The sequence below is a fragment of the Rhizobium grahamii CCGE 502 genome, from assembly GCF_000298315.2.
GTDB classification, from domain to species: Bacteria; Pseudomonadota; Alphaproteobacteria; order Rhizobiales; family Rhizobiaceae; genus Rhizobium; species Rhizobium grahamii.
The window spans coordinates 45,696-69,160 of the sequence record NZ_AEYE02000029.1 but is presented as its reverse complement, the minus strand read 5'-3'; the positions used below and the strand labels follow the sequence as shown (position 1 = coordinate 69,160).

The window sequence follows — 23,465 nt, the reverse complement described above, 5'->3', positions numbered from 1 at the left end:
ACCAGGGCACAACAGCGGCCAAGCCCTCTGAACCCCGTCAGTTCTGTTCGTTCCAATATCGTTGCCAGAGATCAAGCCTGCGTTTCAGCGGATCGGGCGCTACAATCGCGCCGTCATTGGTGAAGTTCATGACTTTATCGACATTGGGATCGTAGATCGGCCAATTCGGCCGTGAGCCGCCGTTGGGATCACCCTTCGTTGCAAAATCAACCCAATAAGCACTCGCCAGCGCAGCCATGGCCCAATCGGCGGGCGTAACTTTGCCTTTCACCAACGCGGCAGGAATATCGAACGTATAGGGAAATTCGGAGCCGTGCGGAGTGCCTTTCCATGTCGGATCGTTGCGCAGGGCCTTGGCGACATAGGAAAAACGATACCACCACGTCGGCTGACCCGCACGGAGCATCTCGTCAGCGAGGTGACGAGACGGTTCAACAACCGCCTTGTCGGCGAGGACCTGCTGTTTCAGCTCATCAAGCGTCTCCCGATTGCCAGGGTCATAAAGCGCACGGGCTTCCGCTGCGTGCTCTCCGAACATCTGGAAGAGGTCGTCTTTCGACGCCGCCTGACCGATACCGAGATCAAGGCTATTCGCACCCACAATGACCGGCACTGACGCTTGCCGTCCTGCTGCGAAGGCCGCTTCGGGCGTTTCGAGTAAGAACCGCTCATCCACGATCGGACCGGAGACGCCGACAACGGGCCTGCCCGTCGACATTCCTGTCAGCACCGCTTGGGCCGACGCACCCTCCGTCAGCTTTTCAGCAGGCAGCGCCCGGAGCGCCGCGAGAGCGGCTGAATCGCTGCCAGCAATTCCGAGAGAATTTGCATAGTCCAACGCGATTTTCTCGGCTTGTTTCAACGACGGCAGCGGCAAGCTTCGCGCACGCGCGGTGGGGAGGGTCGGCGACTGTAAAATGGCTGCCTGGAAAAGTCCTCGTGATAGCGGCGATATCATGTGTGCCATCACCGAGCCGCCACCTGCGGACTCTCCGAATATGGTCACTTTTGTCGGGTCGCCACCGAAGGCTCTGATGTTTTTCTGCACCCACCTCAAGGCTGCCAGCTGGTCCATGTAACCATAATTGCCCACCGGTTCGCCGGGCGATTCCGCTATGAGCCCGGGATGGGCAAAGAAGCCCAGCCGTCCCATGCGGTAATTCATGCTGACGAACACGACTCTCTGGGCGGCAAGCTGGTTGCCGGGATATTGAGCGGTGTTTCCGTGAACAAGCGCGCCGCCGTAAATCCAAACCATCACCGGAAGCGATCTCTCGAAGTGCTTGGCGGGTGTCCAGACATTGAGGGTCAAGCAATCCTCGGACTTCGGCACGTCGTCAGTCTGCATGCATGAAGGACCGAAGTTGCGCGCGTCCCTGACGCCGGTCCATTTTTGTACTGGTGTCGGATTGCGCCATCTCAGATTGCCGACCGGCGGCGCCGCGTAAGGTATGCCTTTGAAGCTTATGACGGTGCCTGACCTCTCGCCTCTCAGCATTCCGCTATCAATTCGAACGGTGAGATCCGCCGCATCGCTTCCCGATGCAAAAATCGTCGGAAGCGTTGCGACCGCCAACACGAAGGGAAGTTTGCTACGGCTGCCTACCGACACGAGCTCCTCCAATCGCCAGGTTAGGGGTCCTGGAGAAAAAATAGTCCCCGCGAGCGGCATCGAGAAGAGTTCGCCGGGCGGCGACTCTCGTCCGCTGTCGGCTTCGTACCTCAAGCGCTGTCGCCTTCGCCCCGCAGCGGTTCATCTGACTGCACGGCGTTTCGTTCGACGCCGTGCAGTCCCTGTCAGACTACGATTTGCTCTTGAAGACCCCAAGATTGATGAGTTGCACGCGCCTGTTGTTCGACCCGTTCACATCGGTGCCTTCGATCGGCAAGTGTTCACCAACGCCGACGGCGTAGAGACGTTGAGGATCGACTGCGAAGGTTGTCGAAAGGGCTTCCTTGATGGCCGCCGCACGTTGCTCACTAAGCTCGAGATTGTGCTTTTCATCGCCGGTCGCGCTTGAGTGACCGACAATGAGGAAATTGTAGGCCCATAGGTTTGGATGATGCAGCGCGTCGGCGATCATCCCGAGTGTGCGGTAAGACTTCGGCTGAATGGAAACGGAGTCATTCTCGAAATTGATCTCGACAATCATCTGCGGCAGCTTCGCGATCCGCTGCCAATTTGGAAGTGCCGACATCGGCTTGTTTCCGCCGCTGATCGCCTCCTGGCGCAAAATCACCAGATCGACCGCAGGGGCCGCTGCCGTCAGTTTCCCCAGTCCCTTGACGATCCGCTCTTGTGACACCTCCTGTGCGGCGGCAAGTCCGGGAAGGAGAACCGCGACGGCGATGGCCAGGGACATGCTTGAAAAAATGCGCTTCATTGGTTCATCTCCATCCCGCATCGGTAATGACCTGGTTGCATTCCTTGCTGACGCGCTTTTCCTTCTTGACGAGGCAGGCGAGAACAAAGCCGTCACCCATGATGCCGGAGCAGCTCTTCGACATGTCCCTCTGACAGACTTGTTTGTACGACACCTGGGCATGTTCGCGCTGGGTGATCGACTGGAAGGCGGTGCTCAACGAGCCCTTGCAAGTTGCCGACACCTTGGCGGCGTTCTGCTGCAGGCAATCTGCAATTCGCCCATTCCCGAGATTTAGCCCCTTGCAGAGCTTCTGGATGTCAGCGCCGCAGTCGTCCGCCAGCTTCGTCACCGCGTCTGCGTAGCTCAAGGTCTGGGCGCTCGCTGCTCCAGAGTGAAAGGCGGAGGCAACTAGGACGATCGCCACCGTTAAATTGCGTTTCAACATTTCGCACTCTTTCTGTGAGGTCGGATTGAGATTGAACGCGCAGATCATGCATAAGATGGCATCATTTGGGACGTATATTACTGTAAAGAACGCCCCCTAAGATGGGATCGCTTTGCCGGTTTCGCTCGGCAACGATATGGAATGCATTGCTCGGATATGGAATGCATTGCTCGGCGCTGCTGAATGGACCGGCCCAGGCTGGTGCCAAATATTTCAATCCAGTTGTCGGATTGACCGTAGCAGGTTCGTCCTATGCGTGTTCTCAGAGTTCAATCCAAAGGAGGAACGTCATGCCCAACACGATACGTCTTCACCGCGTCCTGGCGACCAGTCCCGAGAAAGTCTATCGCGCATTCCTGGAACCGGACGCGCTGGCCAAGTGGCTTCCACCCAATGGATTTACCTGCACTGTCCACCATTTGGAGGCGAAAGTCGGCGGAACACACCGGATGTCGTTCCGGAATTTCACGACCGGTGGGAGCCACTCTTTCGGGGGCAGCTATCTCGAATTGGCGCCGGGCGAGAAGCTACGCTACACCGACAAATTCGACGATCCGAACTTGCCCGGCGAAATGGAGGTCACCGTCACTTTTCGAAAAGTCTCGGTCGGCACCGAAGTCGACATTGTCCAGGCGGGAGTGCCGGACATTATTCCACCGGAGGCTTGCTATCTCGGTTGGCAGGAATCGCTTCGCAACCTGGCGAAGCTCGTCGAGCCCGATATCAAGGAGTAGACCTCGAAGGTGCTGGGCTTGGGTCGATTGCGTGGTTGGCAACCAGGCCGACAAGCAAGGCGGAGCTTAACTGGCGCCGCCTGCCGTCATCGACCGGCCGTTAGACAAGCCGATCTTGCATCTTCCAATCGAGCGGACTGTGCCGGGAATCCACAAGCCAGGCTATCGCGTCGACCCGCTTCCGGCGCAACCTGCGCCATTGTAGATATCCGTCGTCGGCGGGCTTGTGTGGCTTGGTCCAATCGGGCAACGTCCGTCTGGATCAGACGAGGGAGCGGACATGGAGGACATCGCTGAGCGCTATCGCCGTTTTGCCAGGCTGGAGGCTGCGGGACGGTCCGCCCTCTATGAACAACTTGCCCTCCACGTAGCTAAGTCGCCCGACATCCTGACGTTTCTGTCTCGTATGCCGCCGGAAAAGCAGCAACCTAATCTTCTATTTGCCGCCGTCCGCCTCGTAACGGGAACGCCGTCTTCGGCTGTTGACTTCGAAGATGCAGTTAGCAACCATTCCGATGCCGTTACCGCAGTGATGATGACGCGCACGACCCAAACCAACGAGCCGGGAAGGTGCGCAGGCCTTCTGCCCTCACTCGCACGCTTGCAGGGCCCCCTGGCGTTGATCGAAGTCGGCACATCCGCAGGGCTTTGCCTCCTCCCGGATTACTACGGTTATGATTGGGGTCGGCGGCACCTGCAACCACCCGCGCCATTTCAAAGCATCGCTCCGATATTTAATTGCCGGGTCTCGGAAGAGGTTCCGTTGCCGCAACAGCATCCAGAGATTGTCTGGAGGGCGGGGTTGGACCTAAATCCGCTGGACGTCTCCAAGGACGACGATGTGCGATGGTTGGAGAACCTCGTGTGGCCTGAGCATCATGAACGACTATCACGCCTGCGCAGGGCGATGCGCCTCGCTCGCGAAAACAAGCCGCGCATCGTCGCCGGGGATCTGCGAACCGATCTCGGATCGCTACTCGATGAAGCCCCGCGGGATGCAACGGTGGTGGTGTTCCATACCGCTGTATTGGGCTATGTCTCCAGCCAGGACGACCGCGATAACTTTGCGCGTAGCCTGATCGGGACGAGGGCAGTGTGGCTCTCTAACGAAAGTCCGACGGTGTTCCCGGAACTTGCTGCAAAAGCGGGAGCGCTACGCGAAGATATGTTCCTGTTGAGCGTCAACGGTGAACCCCAGGCGTGGTGCGCACCTCATGGCCAAGAGCTTAGCTGGATTTGATTTGTTGTCCGGCAACGATCGATCGCGGGCGCACAGCAGTCGTGTGTCAATGTCAGCTATCGGCCCGAAGCGGACTTTAACGCTACGATTTACAGTAACGTACTTCCCTCAAGTCAATAATCGGCGTCAGTTACCGTGACGTCGAGACAGGGCATGGAGAAGATGTGATGTCGAGCAGTGAGTTCATCGCACAGTGGTTTGTCAACCGACGTGAACTGTTGAAGCAAAGTGCGACTACCGCGTCGATTGCGGCATTAGCCGCAGCCGTCCCGACGCTTGCATCGCCGACCCTAAGTCTTGCTCAGGATGGACAGAACACATTAGGCGGACAGCCCGCAAAAGGCTCAACGCCTTCGGTTAGGGATTTCGACTACCAGATCAAATACCAGCGTGCGTTCGAGGCGGTCCTCTGGAATATGCCTGCGATTGCGATTTATGCATTTCGCCGTGCCGCCTTCACGGACCTCGACATGAAGGACAACGACATCATTGCCTATTCGGCGGTCGCAACGCCAAAGCTTGAAGCCATCACCGCGAACAGTACCACGCCCTATATTTCCGCGTTCACGGACCTGCAAAAGGGACCTGTGGTTCTTGAGGTACCCGTGGCGGGGCCGGACGGGAGTCTCTACGGTCAGGTTGTCGATGCTTGGCAGTTCACCATAGCGGATGTTGGCCCGGCTGGCGTCGATCAGGGCAAGGGTGGAAAGCTGCTATTCACGCCGCCAGGTTACACTGACCCGATACCGGACGAATACATTCAGGTGGTCTCGCCGAACTATCGCGTTGCTTTTGCGTTCCGCTCGGTACCGGCGGCGGGCAAGACGACCGCCGACGCCTATGCATATGCAAAGCGGCTCCGTATGTACTATCTCAGCGAGGCAAGCAGCCCGCCTCAACAGAAGTTCGTCGATCCGATCAACCAGCGTTACCCGACCTTGCCGTTCTACGATGAGCGGCACTTCGAGGACATGCATGCCATCATGAGCGTCGAGCCTGTCAGAGAGCACGATAAGGTCATGATGGGGATGTTGAAGTCGCTTGGTATCGAAAAGGGCAAGCCCTTCGCACCGGATGATACGGCCAAGCGCGCGATGCATCAGGCGGCGATTGACGTCTGGTTCTACCTTCAGGATTGGTTCGACCACACGCCGGACTCCATGCGCTATTGGCCGGACCGACACTACGTCTCGCTGCTGCAAGCCGATAACAACAAAACCTTCTCATTTATCTACGACGACTATATCGACCTCATCCCACGTGCAGCCGAATACTTCTGGTGCACCTACATGCCGAAGATGCTGAGCGACACACCCGCGACTCAGTACATGATGGCAATGGCTGACAAGGACGGGCAGTTCTTGGAGGCAGGCAAGCTCTATAAACTCGACCTCCCCGCCGACATGCCCGTGAAGCAGTTCTGGGCGCTGACGGTCTATGACAGGGCTACGATGTCTTTCATCTACAGCGATCTGGAGCGAACGACCCTGTCATCTTACGATCTCGATAAGATGAAGAAGAACGCCAATGGGGGCGTGAGCATCTACGTCGGTCCGAAGGCGCCCGACGGCCTCGAGGCGAACTGGATACCGACGGCAGACAAAAGGCCGCTGCCAGCCATCCGTTTCTACGGACCTACCGACGCATTCAACAATAAGACGTTCAAATTGCCCGATTTCGAGTTGGCCGGATGACCGCATCTGGTGCTCCTGCGCCGTGACGGCCCTCGGCCCAAAGCGTCATGCAGGGCAGCGGCTTTTGCGCCTAACAGGCGGCAGCCCCGCCCCATCGAAAACATATGCCCGAACAGATAGCGTCGCGTGGTGCGGACAAGCTCTGTCCGCCTCGCCAACGGCATCTGAAAGGAAAAATAGGGATCCAAACCAGCGGCAACGGCACAAAACGGCCTGTGGCATAAATCATATCAACCACTTAGGACGTGCCATTTCCCCACCCTTCATCTCCATGCCTACAATCGTCCCGCTTCCGTCGCCGGAGTGTTTCGCGAGACGTTCGCGGGCAGGCGGGAGCCGGCGCCCTGTGCCAGGCTGTAACGTGCAGTCGAACGCGGGGAGGTGAAAGCCGGGCATCGGGGTCAAACCCGCTGCCGTTACAAGTCTCCCCCGGATGTTCCAGCATCCCTTTTGGTTCAGCCATGCAAGTCCGGCGAAAACGCCCGGGCGCAGCGAGACGAGGCGATCATCTGAAGGGAGCGGAAGTCTCGAAGAACGCCGAAGGCCACGCAAATGCGGAGCCACCATAAAACCAACCCAGTGAGGTTCCGCATTTGCGTGGGCTCTCCGGACTGCTCTTTGAAACCGCACGCATTGGCGCCGTGCGGAAATGAAGCCGTGTACGCTCGCCAGTCTCCTGACGTGCCCGAAGCCGAAGACTCGGCAAGCGAATGGAGCGTTCGTGTCGCTTAGCGCGTCGGGATCGGCGTCTCGCCGCGATAGTCGTAAAAGCCGCGGCCGGATTTGCGGCCGAGCCAGCCGGCCTCGACATACTTCACCAGTAGCGGGCAGGGGCGGTATTTGGAGTCGGCGAGGCCGTCGTGCAGCACCTGCATGATCGACAGGCAAGTGTCGAGACCAATGAAATCGGCAAGCTGCAGCGGTCCCATCGGGTGGTTGGCGCCGAGCTTCATGGCGGTGTCGATGGCATCGACGGTACCGACGCCCTCATAGAGCGTGTAGATTGCCTCGTTGATCATCGGCAGCAGGATGCGGTTGACGATGAAAGCCGGGAAGTCCTCGGCGACCGTCACGGTCTTTTCCAGCGATGCGACGAATTCCTTGGCTGTCGCGAAGGTCACCTCGTCGGTCGCGATGCCGCGAACAAGTTCCACGAGTTTCATGACCGGAACCGGATTCATGAAATGGATGCCCATGAAGTGTTCGGGCCGATCGGTGGTTGAGGCAAGCCGGGTGATCGAGAGCGAGGATGTGTTGGTGGCGAGGATTGCTTCCGGCTTCAGGACCGGACAGACCTGGGCATAGATCTTGCGCTTGACGCTTTCGTCTTCGGTTGCTGCTTCGATCACCAGATCGCAGGCGGCGAGATCGTTGAGGTCGGAGGAGCCTGAAATCAGGGAAAGCGTGGCGGAGCGCTCGTCGTCCGTCATCTTGCCACTCGTTACGTGGCGGGCGAGGTTGCCATTGATGGTGGCGAGACCGTGCTGGACGCGTTCGTCGGAGAGATCGTAGATTTGGACCTTGTAGCCGGCCGTTGCCGAAACCTGTGCGATGCCGCAACCCATCTGGCCCGCGCCGATTATACCAACCGTTTTCAACACCGCATTCATCTCCAAACCCCCGCTCGGCATGCGCCGCCGCGCCGCCGCATTTTCTAGCAAAACTGCCGGACGAATGATCGCCCGGCAGAAGTAGTAGCCCTTAAAAAGATAATTTTCCAGTCATTCGCAAGTGCGAAATGAAGGCATCTGCTCGTTTCAAAGGGCCTTCTGCAGTTCCGGTAGGGCATCGAACAGATCGGCGACGAGGCCGTAGTCGGCGACCTGGAAGATCGGCGCCTCTTCGTCCTTGTTGATGGCGACGATGACCTTCGAATCCTTCATGCCGGCGAGATGCTGGATGGCACCGGAGATGCCGCAGGCGATGTAAAGGTCAGGTGCAACCACCTTGCCGGTCTGCCCGACCTGCCAGTCGTTCGGGGCGTAGCCGGCATCGACGGCGGCGCGGCTTGCGCCAACGGCGGCCCCGAGCTTGTCGGCGACCGGCAGGATGACCTCCTTGAACTTCTCGGCCGAGCCGAGGGCACGGCCACCGGAGATGATGATCTTCGCCGAGGTCAGTTCCGGACGGTCGGAGGCCGACAGTGCGTCCTTGACGAAGGTCGACAGACCGGGATTGGCAGCAGCCGCGACGGTCTCAACCGCGGCGGAACCGCCTTCGGCAGCGGCGGCGAAGGAGGCAGTGCGCACGGTTATGACCTTCTTGGCGTCGGTCGCCTGTACCGTCTGGATGGCATTGCCGGCATAGATCGGTCGCTTGAAGGTGTCGGCCGAGACCACTTCAATGATTTCCGAGACCTGGGCGACGTCGAGCAGGGCGGCAACGCGCGGCATGACGTTCTTGCCGGTCGAGGTGGCGGCGGCGATGAGCGTGTCATAGCTTGCCGCGAGTGAAACGATCACGGCCGCCAGGGGTTCGGCGAGGTTGTTGGCAAGGCTTGCGTCCTCGGCAATCAGCACCTTGGCGACACCGGAAAGCTTGGCAGCTTGTTCGGCTGCAGCCTTGGCGCCGGCACCGGCGACGAGGATGGTGACGTCGCCGCCGATCTTCGATGCCGCCGTCAGCGTCTTGGCGGTCTGGTCGGAAAGGTGGCTGCCGTCGTGGTCAGCCAGAAGAAGAATGGCCATGGATGTAATCTCCCTTTCTCGAGCCCTAGAGGACGCCGGCTTCGGTCTTCAGCTTTTCGACCAGCTCGGCGACCGACTTGACCTTGATGCCCGCCTTGCGGCCGGACGGCTCTTCGGTCTTCAAGACCTTCAGGCGAGGCGCGGTGGAGACGCCGAAATCGGCAGGAGCCTTCTTGTCGAGCGGCTTCTTCTTCGCCTTCATGATGTTCGGCAGCGAAGCGTAGCGTGGCTCGTTGAGGCGGAGATCAGTGGTGACCACGGCCGGGAGCTTGACGTCGATGGTCTGCAGACCGCCGTCGACTTCGCGCGTCACGGTTGCCTTGCCATCACCGATCTCGATCTTCGAGGCGAAGGTTGCCTGCGCTGTGCCAAGCAGTGCCGCCAGCATCTGGCCGGTCTGGTTGGAATCGTCGTCGATCGCCTGCTTGCCAACGATGACAAGACCCGGCTGTTCGGCGTCGGCGACGCCCTTCAGGATCTTGGCAACGGCGAGCGGCTCGACGGCATCGTCGGTCTCGACCAGGATCGCCCGGTCCGCGCCCATGGCGAGGGCTGTGCGCAGCGTCTCTTCAGACTTGGCAGGACCGATCGACACGACAACGACTTCCTCGGCCTTGCCGGCTTCCTTCAGCCGCAGCGCCTCCTCCACCGAGATCTCGTCGAACGGGTTCATCGACATCTTCACATTCGCGAGCTCGACGCCTGTGCCATCCGGCTTCACGCGGATCTTCACGTTGTAGTCAACCACCCGCTTGACGGGGACGAGAATTTTCATGGGGTCCTTCCTTCAACTCTTTCGCCAAGAAAATGCGCGTTTCGGCGCTGCTCCGATTGTCGAATGGCGACATGGATACGCGTTTTTCCTCCAAACACAACGCTCACATGCCGCAGAATGGCAAATTGATCCCGTGAGTATATTACCTTTACGTTCACGTCAATAATGGGGTCATGGCTTATCCCAGGGCAGCCGCGGACGTAGCGGTTGGCCAGGTACCGCGACCATTGCCGGGTTGGGCGTCGGCCGGTCCCTGACGGCCCTGGGCATGACGACTTCGCGATCGAAAAGCGGAACGCCGCGGCGGCGCATGACAAGAACCAGAACGCCACCGGCGACGATGCCGCCGACATGCGCGCCCCAGGAAATGCCGCCGTTTGGCTCCAGCACCAGCATGACGAACTGCTGGCCGATCCACAGAAGCAACGGGACGAAGGCCGGCAACGGCAGCGGTACGCGCATCAGCACCAATACCCAGACTTTCACGCGGGGATGCAAGACGACGTAGGCGGTGACCACGCCGGAGATCGCGCCTGAGGCGCCTACAAGCGGCGCTTCCGACGTCGGCCCTACAAGCCCATGGACGAGGGCGCCGACAGCCGCGCAAAGCAGATAAAAGACAAGAAAGCGGAAATGCCCCATCGCGTCTTCGACATTATCGCCGAAGACCCAAAGGAAGAGCATGTTTGGCGCAAGATGCCAGAAACCGGAATGCACGAAGGAGTAGGTAATGTAGGTCAGTGGTTCAGGGATGAGGGCCAGCGCCGGCGCCAGCGTTGCGTGATGAAAGGACACCGCAGGAATGTAACCCAGGCCGACAATCGTCGCCTGCGACACGGACTGACTGGCGACGACCCCGGTGAATAGCCAAATCGCGAAGTCCACCGCGATCAGCGCCATCGTCACCCATTGGACCTTGATATGCTTTAGCGTATTGGCATCGTGCAGCGGTATGAACATGAAGCCTGCCCCCGGCGTTCGCGTCACATAGTCGCGGACGAACCTACCTGTTTTTTCCCGGAACCCAAAGCACATCCGCGTGCCCGCGGTCATTGGCATGGCGGGCGGCGACGAATAGGAAGTCGGAAACGCGGTTGACGTATTTCAATGCGGCTTCACTGACGACTTCGCCGTCGGTACGTGCAAGCTCGACCATCAGCCGCTCGGCCCGGCGTGCGATCGTGCGGGCGAGATGAAGGTGTGCCGCGGCTGAGTGACCACCCGGCAGCACGAAAGACTTCAAAGGCTGCAGGTCCGCGTTCAACTCATCAATGTCACTCTCGATGCGTGCGACCTGGCTATCGACGATGCGCAGCGGCTCGTGTGCCGGCGGCTTGCCATCGTCGGGCGTCGCAAGGTCCGCGCCGAGGTCGAAGAGGTCGTTCTGGATCAACATCAGCATCCGCTCCAGGACCGGCATGCCCTGCATATGCAGGCGCGCAACGCCGATCGCGGAGTTGGCTTCATCGATCGTCCCGTAGGCTTCGACGCGCAGATCGTATTTCAGCCGACGCGGCCCGGAAACCAGCGCAGTGGTGCCGTCATCGCCAGTCTTGGTGTAGATCTTGTTGAGCCTTACCATGCCTATCCCCTCTCTTCCCCGCTTTAGCTAGGGCGACCGCCACCGGTCAGCCAGAGCGTCAGCATGATCAGGAGCACGGCGATCGCCTGAAGCAGCACGCGCAGCTGCATCAGCTTGTTGGAAAGGTTCGGATTGCCGCCCTTCATCATGTTGAAGAGGCCGCGAATCAACACGAGGGCGACGATGCCCATGACGATGATCGCGAGGATATAGGTGACCGTGGACATGCTGGCTTTGGCTTTCTTGATCAGTCCACCCAGCGCATCAGGCGGTAGAAAAGGTCAGCAGGCAGCAGCCTCTTCAGCACCATGCCCTGCTTTGCCGGCGTGGTTACGGGGTAATGTGGTTTCGGATTGCTGGAGTTCAATGCGTGCTTCAGCACGGCATAAACGGCGTCCGGACCAAGCTTATGTCGGTTAGGACGGCCCGAGCCGTCAAGGCGTGCAAGCTGACGGCGGTAATCTGCCGCATGCACCGAGTTCTTGACGTCGATGTGTTCATTGATCTTTGCGAGTGCGTTTGCCGTGAAGCGGGAGGCAATCGGCCCGGGTTCGATCAGGCTCACATGAATACCGGTGCCCTGCAGCTCCATGCGAAGGCTGATGCTGAGGCCTTCAAGCGCGAACTTGGAGGCGGTGTAGGCACCGCGGAAGCGATACGGCACGACGCCGAGGATTGACGAGCACTGCACAATCCTGCCCTGGCCGCGCTTGCGCATCAGCGGTACGACCTGCCGCGTCAACTCATGCCAGCCGAAGACGTTCGTTTCGAACTGGGCGCGCAGGGCATCCGTTGGTAGGTCTTCGACGGCGCCGGGCTGCCCATAGGCGCCGTTGTTGAACAGCGCGTCGATGCGTCCGCCAGTTCGCGCCACCACATCGCGCACAAGATCCGAGATCGTATCGGGGCGGGTATAGTCCATACGGAGCGCTTCGATGCCGTCGGCTTCGAGCGATGCCAAGTCATCAAACTTGCGTACGGTCGCGAAGACCCGCCAGCCATCGGCTTTCAGCGCGCGGGCGCAGTGCGCGCCGATGCCGGAAGAGCATCCTGTCACGATGATAGTGCGCTGATCCGACATGGAATGATTCCTGTACAAAATGGGAGTGGTTTCCCATATTCGAACGGGCGATACAACGACGAAAGCCGGGAGACGCAATGCCGAAGATAATGCGCATCTTCTATGATGTGGTCTACGATGCTATCTGCCACCTTATAGAGGACGACGGCTTCGCGATGGCGAGCCATGTCGCGTTGTCCACGCTCCTTGCGGTCTTTCCGTTCCTTATTTTCGGAACAACATTGGCGACCTTCCTGGGGGCCGATCAGTTTTCCGATAGGGCGATACATCTGATCTTCGATACCTGGCCTGAGGCGATCGCAAAGCCGCTCGTCGATCAGGTGATTCAGGTTCTGACGGTACCGCGCGGCGGCCTGCTCACCGTGTCCGTGCTGGCGGCGGCCTACTTCGCCTCGAACGGCGTGGAGGCCCTGCGAATCTCGCTCAACCGCGCCTACCGCGTCCAGGAAACGCGGCCATGGTACATCACTCGCCTTGCAAGCCTTGGCTATGTCGTCATCGCGGTCATCATTTTTGCCGCCGTCAGCATCCTTCTCGTCGCCGTGCCGCTTGCCCTCGATTATGCGCGTCAGTGGTTCCCGCTCTTTGCCGATACGCTGGAGGTTGTCTTCAGCTGGCGCGTCTACGGTACGCTGTTCATGCTGACCGTCGGCCTCTTCGTCGTGCATCTGTGGCTGCCGGCGGGGCGTCGGCGCGTGTTCGACGTAGTGCCGGGAGTCCTAGTGACGCTCCTGCTCTGGTTGGCAGGGGCACTGATCTTCGCCTACTACCTGGCGACCTTCGCCAACTACACCGCGACCTACGCCGGCCTGGCATCTGTCATGATCGTTCTGATCTTTCTTTATATGGTCGGCGTCATCTTCATCATCGGTGCAGAGCTCAATGCCGCGCTCCTGAAGTTCCGAGTGCGTGCGATCTTCAAGAGCAATTTTTTGGGCGGCGGGCAGGGCAAGACCTCAAAGCCCCACAAGGCGGCGGATATCGGCGGGTGACAGGCCGCGCTCGCGAAGCTCGGCAATCCCCGTGTCGTTGTGGCTCTTCGAAAGCTTGCGTCCGTCGTCATCGGTGATCAGCCGATGATGATGATAGATTGGCGCCGGCAGGCCAAGCAGGGTCTGCAGCAGTCGATGCACGGATGTCGAATGAAAGAGATCGAGCCCGCGGACCACGTGGGTGACCTCTTGCAGGGCGTCGTCAAGAACGACCGAGAGATGGTAGCTCGACGGCGCGTCCGACCGCGACAGGATGACGTCTCCCCAAGCACCAGGATCTGCAGCGATCCGGCCACGGTCACCGTCTCCTGTCTCCTCCCAGGAAATGGCGCTGCCCGCAGCCGTCAAAGCCTTCGCCATATCGAGACGCCAGGCGTGCTTCGTGCCGGATGCGAGCAGTTGCTGACGGTCGAGCGCGGAGCGCTCACGATCGTCGGGCGGATAGAGCGGCGAGCCGTCCGGGTCGCGCGCCCAAGGTTTGCCGGTCGCTTCGGCGGCAGAAACCCGCGCCTTGATGTCGCCCCGCGTCATGAACGACGGATAGGCGAGGCCGCGGCCGATCAGGTTGTCGAGTGCCGTCTGGTATTCTGCGAAATGCTCCGACTGACGCCGCACCGGGCGCTCCCAGTCGATACCGAGCCATTCAAGATCGGCGTAGATGCCCGCTTCCAATTCGGGTGTACAGCGCGTCAGGTCGATGTCTTCTATGCGCAGCAGGAAACGTCCACCCGGCAATGCCGCCATGTCTTGGTTGAGAAAGGCCGACAGGGCGTGGCCAAGATGCAGTGGGCCATTGGGGCTTGGTGCAAAACGAAAGACAGGCTTTTGACGGGGAATCGCGGTCATGGTTTCTTCTGCCACGGATTCGGGGGGATCGCGAGGAAGCGTGTTGATCATTCGCAGTGACGACGATGTGAGAGAAGGGCTGGAGAGCCTACTTCGCCTCGACCCGCGGCTTTCTACCATTGCAGTCGAGGCCGGGCCGCTTCCCTTGCGGCTGCGTGAGCCCGGTTTTGAGGGGCTTGCGCACATCATCGTCTCGCAAATGGTGTCGCGCGCCAGCGCCGAAGCGATCTGGAAGCGGATGCAGCCAGCCGAAGGCTTGCTGACCGCCGACAACTATGTGCTTCTTCATCCCGACGCATGGCGGGAGTTCGGCCTTTCGCGCGCCAAGGCCGAAACGCTTGCGCGCATTGCCGAGGCAGTGGCTTCCGGTCGCCTCGATCTGCTGGCGCTCTCTGCGTTGCCGCCCGAGGTGGCGCTGGCAGAGCTGACAGCTCTCAAGGGCGTCGGTCCCTGGACCGCCGAGGTTTATCTGATGTTTTGCGGCGGCCATGCGGACGTATTTCCATCCGGTGACGTCGCTTTGCAGAACGCCGTGGCTGCGGCATTCGGTCTCGGGGTTCGCCCACCGCCCCGCGAACTTGCCTCGCTGGCTCGTGCATGGTCGCCATGGCGCTCGGTCGCGGCAAGGCTTTTCTGGGCCTATTATGCCGTCAAGCTCGGTCGCGGCATATTGCCGATCGACTGAACTGCAGTGCTTGAACAACAGGATTGATGCCTGAATTTATTAGACTTCACAATGCCGTCACAACCGGCCTAATATAAGAGGGCAGATGCCGAATCGATCAGGAGAGTCCCTTGACGATTGCAGTCTCCCCACAGGCCCTGCCGGCGCTCGTCCTGAACGCTGACTACAGGCCCCTGAGTTATTACCCCTTGTCGCTGTGGTCCTGGCAGGACGCGATCAAGGCGGTATTTCTCGACCGTGTGAACATCATTGCAGAATACGAACATTCGGTGTCCTCGCCGAGCTTTTCGATGCGGCTCCCGAGCGTCGTCTGCCTCAAGACCTACGTCCAGCCTTCCCGCAATCCGGCGTTCACCCGCTTCAACGTGTTCCTGCGCGACAAGTTCGAATGCCAGTATTGTGGTGAGCATGACGACCTGACGTTCGATCACGTCATTCCACGTGCCCATGGCGGCGAGACGACGTGGCAGAACGTCGTTGCGGCCTGCTCTCCCTGCAACCTCAGAAAAGGCAGCAAGCTGCCGAAGCAGGCTGGCATGTTCCCGAATCAGAAGCCGTACCAGCCGACGGTGCAGGATCTGCACAATAACGGCCGGCTTTTCCCGCCGAACTACCTGCACGACAGCTGGCTCGACTATCTGTACTGGGATAGCGAACTGCAGCCCTGATCAGTCTCGAATCGGAAAGGCTCAAGCTGTCTTGCGGACGCCGATGAAGGCGAATGCCGCAAGGATGAGGCTTGCAATCACGTTCCAGCCCGCGAAGGACAGGCCGAGGACGCGCAGCGCGGCGTCAGTGCAGGACGGCCCCTTGATGCTGTTCAGTTCGCCCAACAGGTCACCGGCGTTCTGCGTCATGCTGCCTGCCGTGGTCGAACAGGTCGCCGGCCCTTCCCAAAACTGCCACTCGACGCCGGCATGGTAAACGCCCATGCCGGCTCCGACGATCATGAGAATACCGGCGGCGAGCAGGAACGCACGGCCGATCCAGCTCGGAAGGCCGACAGCGGAGGCGATTGCGCCAAGGATCGCGATCGGAATGCCGTAGTAATAGGGCTGGCGCTGCAACAGGCAGAGGGCGCAGGGAATATAGCCGCCGAGATACTGGAAGCCGAGCGCGGTGCCGACCACCACCGCCATGCCGAACGCGAGTGCCAGCGAATAGCCGATGACTGGGCGTGCAAGGGAAAGCGACATGTATGGACTCCGCGCAAAGGGCTCAGTGAGCAAGCAGTTTATAGGCGATCCCCAGGGCGATGGCGACGGCGGCAACAATGCCTGCGACCTGCCCCAGGCGCTTTTCAATGAAATGACGGATCGGCTCGCCGTAGCGGCGCAATAGCCAGGCGAGGAAGAAGAAGCGCGCGCCGCGTGCCACGATCGCCGAAATGATGAAGAAGCCGAGATTCATGTGAATGACGCCGGCAAGGATCGTCACCACCTTGATCGGCGGCAGATGCGCCAAGCCTGAGGTCACCAGCAGCAGCAGGAGAATTTCCCACTCGTCGTGGATATAGAGCCTCAACTGCTCGAAGGCATCGAGCTTGCCATAGAATTCCAGAACGGGACGCGCGATTGCATCGTAGGCATAATAGCCGAGCGCCCAGCCGGCGATGCCGCCAAGGACGGAGGCAACGGTCGCGACCAACGCATAGCGATAGGCACGTTCCGGCTTGGCGAGAGCCATTGGCAAATAGAGAACGTCGGCGGGAACGAGAAAGACGGAACTTTCAACGAAGGCGATAACGGCGAGCCAGACTTCGGCCGATTTCCGGGCGGCGAGAGACATGGTCCAGTCGTAGAGTCTGCGGAGCATTCCAATCCTTTCGCTTCGAGCGCATGAGCTTTATGGGGCGTCGATGCGGCTGTAAATGGTCGCTGTGTCGTTCGTAGGGTGGCGTGCCAAAAAATCTTCGTGATCACGCTCGGTGCGCGGAGGCGTCACGAAGCGACGCTGGAGGGTTGATTGCGCTGCTGCCGCATCACATTCATCTCGGTGCGTTCCCGCGCCATTTCGCTGACGGCCTGACGCAAGATGGGGTGCTTTGCCGTGAACATATTGAAGTCGCGCCGTTCGAGCACAAGGAACTGGCAGAAATCGACGGCAACGACATCCGCAGTGCGACGTCCACCGCTGAGAAGCGCCATCTCTCCAAAAAACGCCCCTGGCTCGAGCGGGATCGGGCCGTCCGGGAGTTGCACCTCGACGGCACCTGAAGACAGGAAATACAGGCCATCGCCTCGATCGCCCTTTCTGATCACACGTTCGCCAGGCAGCGCCGATTTCGGACGGAACAGGAGCAGCAACTCCTCCTGCGAGTCCTCGTCCACCTTGGCGAACAGCGGAAAGGTCTCGATAAGTTCCTGCATCTCGAGCTGATGCTGATGTTCCCGTGCCTCATTGATCGCCCGGATCTTTTCAAGTTCGCGACCGAGTGCCTCGTGCCGGCGGCGGCCAAAGTGATTGTTGAGGACCGGCCATCGTGTCTGCACCCGGGTATGCAGCACTTCGGCGCCTGCACAGACGAGCGGATTCAGGATGATTGAGATAATCGCCGATCCGAGGATGATATCCTTGCCGTCAGTCGGCAGCAGTCCAAGCGAAACGCCGAGACTGGCGAGAATGAACGAGAATTCGCCGATTTGCGCCAGGCCGCCCGATACCGTCAGTGCCATTCCGATCGGATAGCGAAGCAGGACGACGATGAGGAAAGAAATGATAGCCTTGCCGACGATGATCAATGCCAGGGCGCTGATCACCGCCATCGGCTGGCGCACCAGGATCGACGGATCGAACAGCATCCCCACGGAAACGAAGAACAGCACCGAAAAGGCGTTCTGAAGTGGTAGCGAATCGGCAGCGGCACGATGGCTGAGGTTGGATTCGCTCATCACCACGCCAGCGAAAAAGGCGCCAAGCGCAAACGACACGCCGAAGATTGCCGCCGAGCCGAATGCGATACCAAGCGCTATGGCGAGGACCGTCAAAGTGAAGAGTTCGCGCGAGCCGGTTCGGGCGACCAGCGTCAGGAGCCAGGGCACGATCTTTGGCCCGAGAAAGATTGCCATGACGGCAAAAGCGCCGACTTTCAGAAGCGTCAGCGCAATCGTCATGGGAAGCGGCAGTCCGGCGACGCCGCCATCGGCGGCATGGCCCCCGAGCAATCCGGCAAGGGCAGGCAGCAGTACCAGCGCCAGAACCATGGCCAGGTCTTCGACGATCAGCCAGCCGACAGCCACGCGGCCGCTGGCCGAATTCAGCAGGTTGCGTTCCTCCAAGGCCTTCAGCAGCACGACCGTGCTCGCCACGGACAGGCTGAGGCCGAATACAATTCCGGCTCCAAGGCCCCATCCCCACCAGTTGGCGAGTCCAATACCGATCAGCGTGACGATGGCGATCCTGGCGAGCGCGCCCGGCACAGCGATACCACGCACGGCAAGCAGATCAGCGGTGGAAAAATGCAGGCCGACGCCGAACATCAACAGGATGACGCCCATTTCCGCCAACTGACTGGCAAGCTCGGTATCGGCGACGAAACCGGGTGTCATCGGTCCCATGGCAATGCCGGCGAGAAGGTAGCCGACCAATGGCGGCAGGCGCAGCCGGTCGGCGATATAACCGAGGATCGCCGCGCAGACGAAACTCACGGCAATTGTGGCAATAAGCGATACTTCCTGATGCACGCGTGCGCTTTCCTTTTTTGGCGGCCGCAGTTTGGCGGAAACGTCTCAAAAGTTAAACAGTTGATTTGCAACCTCCAACCAAATGGTGGGTAGACCCAGATTGCGGCGGCAATGCTGCCAACGGGTCGGCTCAGCAAACGTTGCGTTGGAGCAACACTCACCGCAGGAACGGCGCTGGTAAGTCCCCGAAATTACAGGTGAACTGTTGTGCGGTTTATCAGAGGAATTGCATATTTCCGCCGCAGAGCATTGTCCAGGCGAGCGGAGATGGGGCCGAAATTTGACGGATACTACTAGTGGTTCATATGTTTCCCCTCGCCGTTCGACGCGGCTAAACGCACTCCTTCCCGTCCTTCTGCTGGCAACGTATTTCACCGCTAGCTTCGTCCTTCGGCTGCTGCGCGGCGGCGATCTCGCCTCCGACGAGGCGCAACAAGTCGCACTCTCGCATGCGTTGCAATTCGGTTATGGCGACCAGCCGCCTCTCTACAACTGGGTGTTCTACTGTTTCGCCAAGGTCTTCGGCGTGTCCGTCGATACGCTGGCATTCGTGAAGAATGCGACGTTGCTGATGAGCTGCCTCTTTCTGGGCTTGGCAGCTCGCAAAGTGGTGGGAGAGCGTGACACTGCCTGGATCTCCATTCTCGGCTTCCTGAGCCTGCCGGCGGTCTTTCTGCTGTCACAGCGGGATTTGACCCACAGCATTGGCGCCTTCGCTGTCGTTGCGCTGTTCCTCTACGTGCTGACGTTAGTGGCCGAGCGCCCGTCGGCTGGCAACTACGCGCTTCTCGGCGCGGCGGCCGGCCTGGGATTTCTGGCAAAGTACAACTTTGCGATCATCCCCGTGGCGACCGTGGTTGCGCTCCTGCTTGAACCCAGCCTGCGCCGACTGGTTCTCAACTGGCGGCTGACCGTGACCATTGCGGTTGGTCTCGCTGTTGTCGGCCCGCATGTTTATTGGGCGGTTACCCATCTCGATGCGGCAACCGGTGACACGGTGACAAAGATGCGGGCAGCATCGAGCCACGGGATGCCTCTTCAGCTCATCGCCGCCTTGGAGTTGGTGGAGTCAATTCTCAAATGCTGCGCGTTGACGATCGCTGTTCTCGCCGTTGTCTATCGCGGGCATCTCCGTACCATTTTCGCCGCGAGCAGCGAATGGACGCGGGTGATCGGCTGGACGCTTGTCATCAGCATGTTTCTGGTCTTCGTGATCATGCTGGCTGTCGATGCGACGATGATGCGCCCGAAGTGGATCTCGATCTTCTTCGTCGCATTTCCCCTCTATCTCGCGTGTAAGGTCGATGCGGCAGGGGTCCACATCCCCGGCGCAATCAGCAGGCTTACCGTGCTCGTTGGGGCAATGATCTTTATCTCGCTGGGCGTCGTTTTCGCCGGCAGCTTCCACTGAAGGTGTTGTTTGATTACGTGCTTGAGCACCGCTGAGGCGCAATCCGCGCCCGGGCGGTTGCTATTGGCGGGCAACATTGAGCGATCGTGCTGGAAACTTGTCGACTAGGGCCTGACAATCAAAAAACACCCGAGAGAAGCTGTCCGGTGGTGATGTCTGGCAGCAGCAGTAGGATTGTCGATGGTGCCCCATGCCGGGGTCGAACCAGCACTTCTTTCGAAACTCGATTTTGAGTCGAGCGCGTCTACCAATTCCGCCAATGGGGCAACGGATACCGACGAGGCGGCTGTCTAGCATGCGTTCGCCCGCGCGCGCAAGACGGCGGGCGAAGTTCTCGGCTTGATTTATTGGAGTTTCCGGCCCGCCATCGGCGGCCGGAAACCGTAGTGTGCGCCGGTGGCAGCGGGTGCGTGAAGGCCGGACTTCTTCAGCGTGATCGCGAGGACCGAGGCGAGCAGGCAGAAGGCGCCGGCGATGAAGAAGGCGGGTAGATAGCTCTGCAGTTCTGTGCGCGACAGGCCGGCGCCATAGGCGGCGGTGGCTGCACCCAGCTGATGGCCGGTGAAGACCCACCCGAAGACGATGCCGGCTTTCTCGCGGCCGAAGCGGTCGGCGGCGATCTTCACGGTCGGGGGAACGGTGGCGATCCAGTCGAGGCCGTAGAAGACGGCGAAGATCGACAGGCCGTAGAAAGTGAAATCGCTGAATGGCAGGAACAGCAGCGACAGTCCGCGCAGCCCGTAATACCAGAAAAGCAGCCAGCGATTGTCGAAACGGTCGGACAGCCAGCCCGAGCCAATCGTGCCAAAGAAATCGAAGATGCCCATTACGGCGAGAACGCTTGCGGCGGCCACCGGCAGGATGCCGAAATCGCCGCAGAGCGTCACGAAATGGGTCTGGATCAGGCCGTTTGTGCTCAGTCCGCAGATGAAGAAGGTGGCGAAGAGGATCCAGAAGGTCGAGGTCTTCGCGACCTCCTTGAGGACGACAACGGGTGCGGCGAGCATGGTGAGCAGGCCGCCGGTCCGTGCGGGCGGCGGCGTCACCTGTGCCTCTCCGAAGGACGGCAGGTTGAGATCGGAGGGGCGGTCGCGCATGAAAGCGAGCACGACGAGTGCCGCAAACAGGATCATGCCGCAGACGAAGAAGACAGTCGCGCGCCAGCCGTAGCTTTCCGTCAGCTGCGCCATCATTGGCAGAAAGACCAGCTGGCCCGTGGCGGAGCTCGCCGACAGCATGCCGACGACGAGCCCACGGTGCCTGGTGAACCAGCGGGCCGAGACGGTGGCGGCGAGCACCATGGCGGTCAGCCCGGTGCCGAGGCCGACAACCACGCCCCAGAGCAGCAGAAGCTGCCAGATCTCAGTCATGAACAGCGAGCCGACGAAGCCGCTCGAGATCAGGATCATCGCAAAGACGATGACCTTGCGGACGCCAAAATAATTCATGAAGGCGGCCGAGAATGGTCCCATGAGCCCGAACAGGATCAGGCGGACGGCGAGCGCCGAGGATATCTGCGATGTCTCCCAGCCGAATTCATCCTGAAGGGGCTTGATAAGGACGCCGGGCGCGCCCATAGCGCCGGCGGTCACCAGCATGGTGAGGAAAGTCGCCGCGACGACAATCCATCCATAGTGGATGTTGCGTCGCGCCAGCGATGAGGCAAGTGCAGTCGATACCATAGTGACGCTTCCGTCTGGGGTTTTCGGACGATCTGAATTTTAGATGATGGTCATCATAATTATTGCGTATTGATGATGGACATCATATAACTTGTCAAGCTGCTAATTGCGGAGAAATGAATGCGGGTCAGCCGAGAGAAATTTGCCGAAAATCGCGAGAAGATCATGCAGGTCGCAGGCGTGCTGTTTCGCGAAAAGGGGTTCGACGGTATCGGCGTCGCCGAGATCATGAAGGCGGCCGGGATGACGCATGGCGGATTCTACGGGCACTTCGAATCGAAGGAGGACCTGGCGCTCGAAGTTAGCCGTGCCCTGATCGAAAGGGTGAAGATCCGCTGGAACGAGATCACTGCCTCGGCACCGGGACAGCCTCTGGATGCGCTGCTCAATCACTATCTGTCCCGATGCAGCGTCGATGATCCGGGCGGCAGCTGTGTCTTTGCCTCGCTTGCCCAGGAGGTCAGCCGCAGCCGCGGGCCGATGCGCGAGACCTTCAATGACGGGCTTTCGATGCTCGTCGATATTCTATCCGGGATCGTTCCCGGCGAGACGCCTGAGGAGCGGCGCGCGAAGGGGTTTACGACTCTCTCAGCGATGATGGGAGCCGTCGTTCTTGCGCGCGCCGTCGAAAGCCGCGAGCTCTCCGACAGCTTTCTCTATACCACGCGCGATGCGCTCTCTCTTGCAAACCGGGTCGACGGCTAGCTGCGGCGTGCGATCAGGCCACCGATCTCCACCACCTCCGCGAAAGTGCCCTCCGGCGACAGCTTGAGAAGGCTGTGGCGCAGTTCTGCGTCGAAGGCGGCCGTTCTCTCGCCGAGCGCCTGTGGCGATGTCACAGAGGTCGAAAAGGCGCGGCCGACGATATCGTCAAGGCCGAGCTTGCGTTCCCTGACAACCGAGATCCGCTCCAAATCGTTGAACGGGGAGCGAAGCAGAATGCTTTCATGCTCTATCCAGTCCGGTGCCTTGCGTCGTTCGCGATCGGCATTGCGCTCGGGCGCGAAGGTTTCGGCAAGCGTGCTCACGGCCTGTCGCCAGTCCGGCGTCGAGGAGATGTGACGGTCGCCAAACAATACCACGCAGCCGTCGGCAACGGTGATCTCATCGAGCGCAGTCAGCGTTGCTAGTCGGTCCATCCAATGGAAAGAACGCCCCATGACCGTCATCTTCAGGGGTGCGAAGCGTGAATCAAGATCATAGGAAGAGCCTTTGACAAAGGTGACATCAACGCCGGCAGCGGCGGCATCAGCGTGGGCCACCTCCAGCATTTCGGGCTCGGGGTCGAGGCCTGTGACAGCCGCCCTGGCCAGTCGCGCGAAGGCGATGCCAAGTTGGCCGGGACCGCAACCGAGATCGAGCAGGCGTTCGCCGGGCGCAAGACCGCCGCGCTCAGCGATCCGCTCGATCAGTTCATCCGGATAGGGGACGCGATAACGCGTGTAGTAGGCGGCGGTAGATTGAAAGCGGCGGGCCTCGAAGGGAATGGTCGTCATGGTGGATCCTTGAGAGGAATGCGCAAACCGAATTGGCCGGTTGCCGGCCAAGGCCAGCGACCGACG

General features: G+C 60.1%; 24 protein-coding genes and 1 tRNA gene. 8 read left to right on the top strand and 17 right to left on the bottom strand.

The genetic code is table 11. The features are described from left to right. Positions 1–37 precede the first annotated feature (37 nt). The 3 genes from RGCCGE502_RS22105 to RGCCGE502_RS22095 all read right to left on the bottom strand — a co-directional run bounded on the left by RGCCGE502_RS22105 (position 38) and on the right by RGCCGE502_RS22095 (position 2,811). A complete protein-coding gene (locus RGCCGE502_RS22105) occupies positions 38–1,612 on the bottom strand; it encodes a carboxylesterase/lipase family protein (RefSeq protein WP_019280489.1) in 1,575 nt (524 codons plus the stop codon). 190 nt (positions 1,613–1,802) lie between these two features. Next, entirely contained in the window at positions 1,803–2,384 is a 582-nt protein-coding gene (locus tag RGCCGE502_RS22100) for an OmpA family protein (RefSeq protein ID WP_016556421.1), read from the bottom strand. A gap of 4 nt (positions 2,385–2,388) precedes the next feature. Beyond that, positions 2,389–2,811, bottom strand: a complete 423-nt coding sequence (locus RGCCGE502_RS22095; protein ID WP_016556420.1) for a cysteine rich repeat-containing protein — start codon at positions 2,809–2,811, stop codon at positions 2,389–2,391. A gap of 290 nt (positions 2,812–3,101) precedes the next feature. On the opposite strand from RGCCGE502_RS22095, the gene RGCCGE502_RS22090 reads away from it, so the two are divergent. The 3 genes from RGCCGE502_RS22090 (at position 3,102) to RGCCGE502_RS22080 (ending at position 6,479) form a co-directional block, all read left to right on the top strand. Then, the gene (locus RGCCGE502_RS22090) at positions 3,102–3,545 is read left to right on the top strand and encodes an SRPBCC family protein (protein WP_016556419.1); all 444 of its coding nucleotides are present in this window, start codon (positions 3,102–3,104) and stop codon (positions 3,543–3,545) included. Positions 3,546–3,825: 280 nt separating this feature from the next. Next, positions 3,826–4,785 carry a DUF2332 domain-containing protein gene (locus tag RGCCGE502_RS22085; protein ID WP_016556418.1) on the top strand — a complete coding sequence of 320 codons (960 nt, stop codon included), beginning with the start codon at positions 3,826–3,828 and terminating at the stop codon, positions 4,783–4,785. Between the two features lie 167 nt (positions 4,786–4,952). Next, the gene (locus RGCCGE502_RS22080) at positions 4,953–6,479 is read left to right on the top strand and encodes a DUF1254 domain-containing protein (protein ID WP_016556417.1); all 1,527 of its coding nucleotides are present in this window, start codon (positions 4,953–4,955) and stop codon (positions 6,477–6,479) included. A gap of 728 nt (positions 6,480–7,207) precedes the next feature. Here RGCCGE502_RS22080 and RGCCGE502_RS22075 read toward each other — a convergent pair. The 7 genes from RGCCGE502_RS22075 to RGCCGE502_RS22045 form a co-directional block, all read right to left on the bottom strand. Next, positions 7,208–8,089 (bottom strand): 3-hydroxybutyryl-CoA dehydrogenase, encoded by an 882-nt coding sequence (locus RGCCGE502_RS22075; RefSeq protein WP_016556416.1) that lies wholly within the window; start codon positions 8,087–8,089, stop codon positions 7,208–7,210. Between the two features lie 147 nt (positions 8,090–8,236). Then, positions 8,237–9,166: an electron transfer flavoprotein subunit alpha/FixB family protein gene (locus tag RGCCGE502_RS22070; RefSeq protein WP_016556415.1), complete on the bottom strand. Its 930-nt coding sequence runs from the start codon at positions 9,164–9,166 to the stop codon at positions 8,237–8,239. 25 nt (positions 9,167–9,191) lie between these two features. Further along, entirely contained in the window at positions 9,192–9,941 is a 750-nt protein-coding gene (locus tag RGCCGE502_RS22065; RefSeq protein ID WP_016556414.1) for an electron transfer flavoprotein subunit beta/FixA family protein, read from the bottom strand. Between the two features lie 171 nt (positions 9,942–10,112). Next, positions 10,113–10,901 (bottom strand): rhomboid family intramembrane serine protease, encoded by a 789-nt coding sequence (locus RGCCGE502_RS22060; RefSeq protein ID WP_016556413.1) that lies wholly within the window; start codon positions 10,899–10,901, stop codon positions 10,113–10,115. Positions 10,902–10,944: 43 nt separating this feature from the next. Further along, positions 10,945–11,523, bottom strand: a complete 579-nt coding sequence (locus RGCCGE502_RS22055; RefSeq protein ID WP_016556412.1) for a cob(I)yrinic acid a,c-diamide adenosyltransferase — start codon at positions 11,521–11,523, stop codon at positions 10,945–10,947. Between the two features lie 23 nt (positions 11,524–11,546). Beyond that, the gene (locus tag RGCCGE502_RS22050) at positions 11,547–11,750 is read right to left on the bottom strand and encodes a twin transmembrane helix small protein (RefSeq protein ID WP_007790735.1); all 204 of its coding nucleotides are present in this window, start codon (positions 11,748–11,750) and stop codon (positions 11,547–11,549) included. Positions 11,751–11,770: 20 nt separating this feature from the next. Then, entirely contained in the window at positions 11,771–12,604 is an 834-nt protein-coding gene (locus RGCCGE502_RS22045) for an SDR family oxidoreductase (protein ID WP_016556411.1), read from the bottom strand. Between the two features lie 77 nt (positions 12,605–12,681). Between RGCCGE502_RS22045 and RGCCGE502_RS22040 the strand changes: the two genes are divergently transcribed. After that, positions 12,682–13,596: a YihY/virulence factor BrkB family protein gene (locus RGCCGE502_RS22040; protein WP_016556410.1), complete on the top strand. Its 915-nt coding sequence runs from the start codon at positions 12,682–12,684 to the stop codon at positions 13,594–13,596. Here the strand turns inward: RGCCGE502_RS22040 and gluQRS are convergent. Further along, entirely contained in the window at positions 13,561–14,442 is an 882-nt protein-coding gene (gene gluQRS, locus RGCCGE502_RS22035) for a tRNA glutamyl-Q(34) synthetase GluQRS (protein WP_016556409.1), read from the bottom strand. The genes RGCCGE502_RS22040 and gluQRS overlap by 36 nt on opposite strands. On the opposite strand from gluQRS, the gene RGCCGE502_RS22030 reads away from it, so the two are divergent. After that, the gene (locus RGCCGE502_RS22030) at positions 14,441–15,127 is read left to right on the top strand and encodes a DNA-3-methyladenine glycosylase family protein (protein WP_040675442.1); all 687 of its coding nucleotides are present in this window, start codon (positions 14,441–14,443) and stop codon (positions 15,125–15,127) included. The genes gluQRS and RGCCGE502_RS22030 overlap by 2 nt on opposite strands. Positions 15,128–15,237: 110 nt before the next feature. Beyond that, positions 15,238–15,795: an HNH endonuclease gene (locus RGCCGE502_RS22025; RefSeq protein WP_007790722.1), complete on the top strand. Its 558-nt coding sequence runs from the start codon at positions 15,238–15,240 to the stop codon at positions 15,793–15,795. Positions 15,796–15,816: 21 nt separating this feature from the next. On the opposite strand, the gene RGCCGE502_RS22020 is transcribed toward RGCCGE502_RS22025, so the two are convergent. The 3 genes from RGCCGE502_RS22020 to RGCCGE502_RS22010 all read right to left on the bottom strand — a co-directional run bounded on the left by RGCCGE502_RS22020 (position 15,817) and on the right by RGCCGE502_RS22010 (position 18,810). Then, positions 15,817–16,323: a disulfide bond formation protein B gene (locus RGCCGE502_RS22020; RefSeq protein WP_016556407.1), complete on the bottom strand. Its 507-nt coding sequence runs from the start codon at positions 16,321–16,323 to the stop codon at positions 15,817–15,819. Positions 16,324–16,345: 22 nt separating this feature from the next. After that, complete coding sequence (locus RGCCGE502_RS22015) at positions 16,346–16,942, bottom strand: YqaA family protein (RefSeq protein WP_016556406.1); 597 nt, start codon at positions 16,940–16,942, stop codon at positions 16,346–16,348. A gap of 125 nt (positions 16,943–17,067) precedes the next feature. Next, on the bottom strand, positions 17,068–18,810 hold the full coding sequence (locus tag RGCCGE502_RS22010) for a cation:proton antiporter domain-containing protein (protein ID WP_016556405.1): 1,743 nt from the start codon (positions 18,808–18,810) through the stop codon (positions 17,068–17,070). Positions 18,811–19,090: 280 nt separating this feature from the next. Here RGCCGE502_RS22010 and RGCCGE502_RS22005 point away from each other — a divergent pair, with 280 nt between their 5' ends. After that, positions 19,091–20,221 (top strand): ArnT family glycosyltransferase, encoded by a 1,131-nt coding sequence (locus RGCCGE502_RS22005; protein WP_016556404.1) that lies wholly within the window; start codon positions 19,091–19,093, stop codon positions 20,219–20,221. Positions 20,222–20,402: 181 nt separating this feature from the next. Here the strand turns inward: RGCCGE502_RS22005 and RGCCGE502_RS22000 are convergent. After that, positions 20,403–20,487, bottom strand: a tRNA-Leu gene (locus RGCCGE502_RS22000). A 78-nt stretch (positions 20,488–20,565) separates the two neighbouring features. After that, the gene (locus RGCCGE502_RS21995) at positions 20,566–21,903 is read right to left on the bottom strand and encodes an MFS transporter (RefSeq protein WP_016556403.1); all 1,338 of its coding nucleotides are present in this window, start codon (positions 21,901–21,903) and stop codon (positions 20,566–20,568) included. 120 nt (positions 21,904–22,023) lie between these two features. Between RGCCGE502_RS21995 and RGCCGE502_RS21990 the strand changes: the two genes are divergently transcribed. Further along, positions 22,024–22,608, top strand: a complete 585-nt coding sequence (locus RGCCGE502_RS21990) for a TetR/AcrR family transcriptional regulator (RefSeq protein WP_016556402.1) — start codon at positions 22,024–22,026, stop codon at positions 22,606–22,608. On the opposite strand, the gene RGCCGE502_RS21985 is transcribed toward RGCCGE502_RS21990, so the two are convergent. Beyond that, entirely contained in the window at positions 22,605–23,399 is a 795-nt protein-coding gene (locus RGCCGE502_RS21985) for a class I SAM-dependent methyltransferase (RefSeq protein WP_016556401.1), read from the bottom strand. The two genes, RGCCGE502_RS21990 and RGCCGE502_RS21985, sit on opposite strands and share 4 nt — an antisense overlap. Between the last annotated feature and the right edge of the window lie 66 nt (positions 23,400–23,465).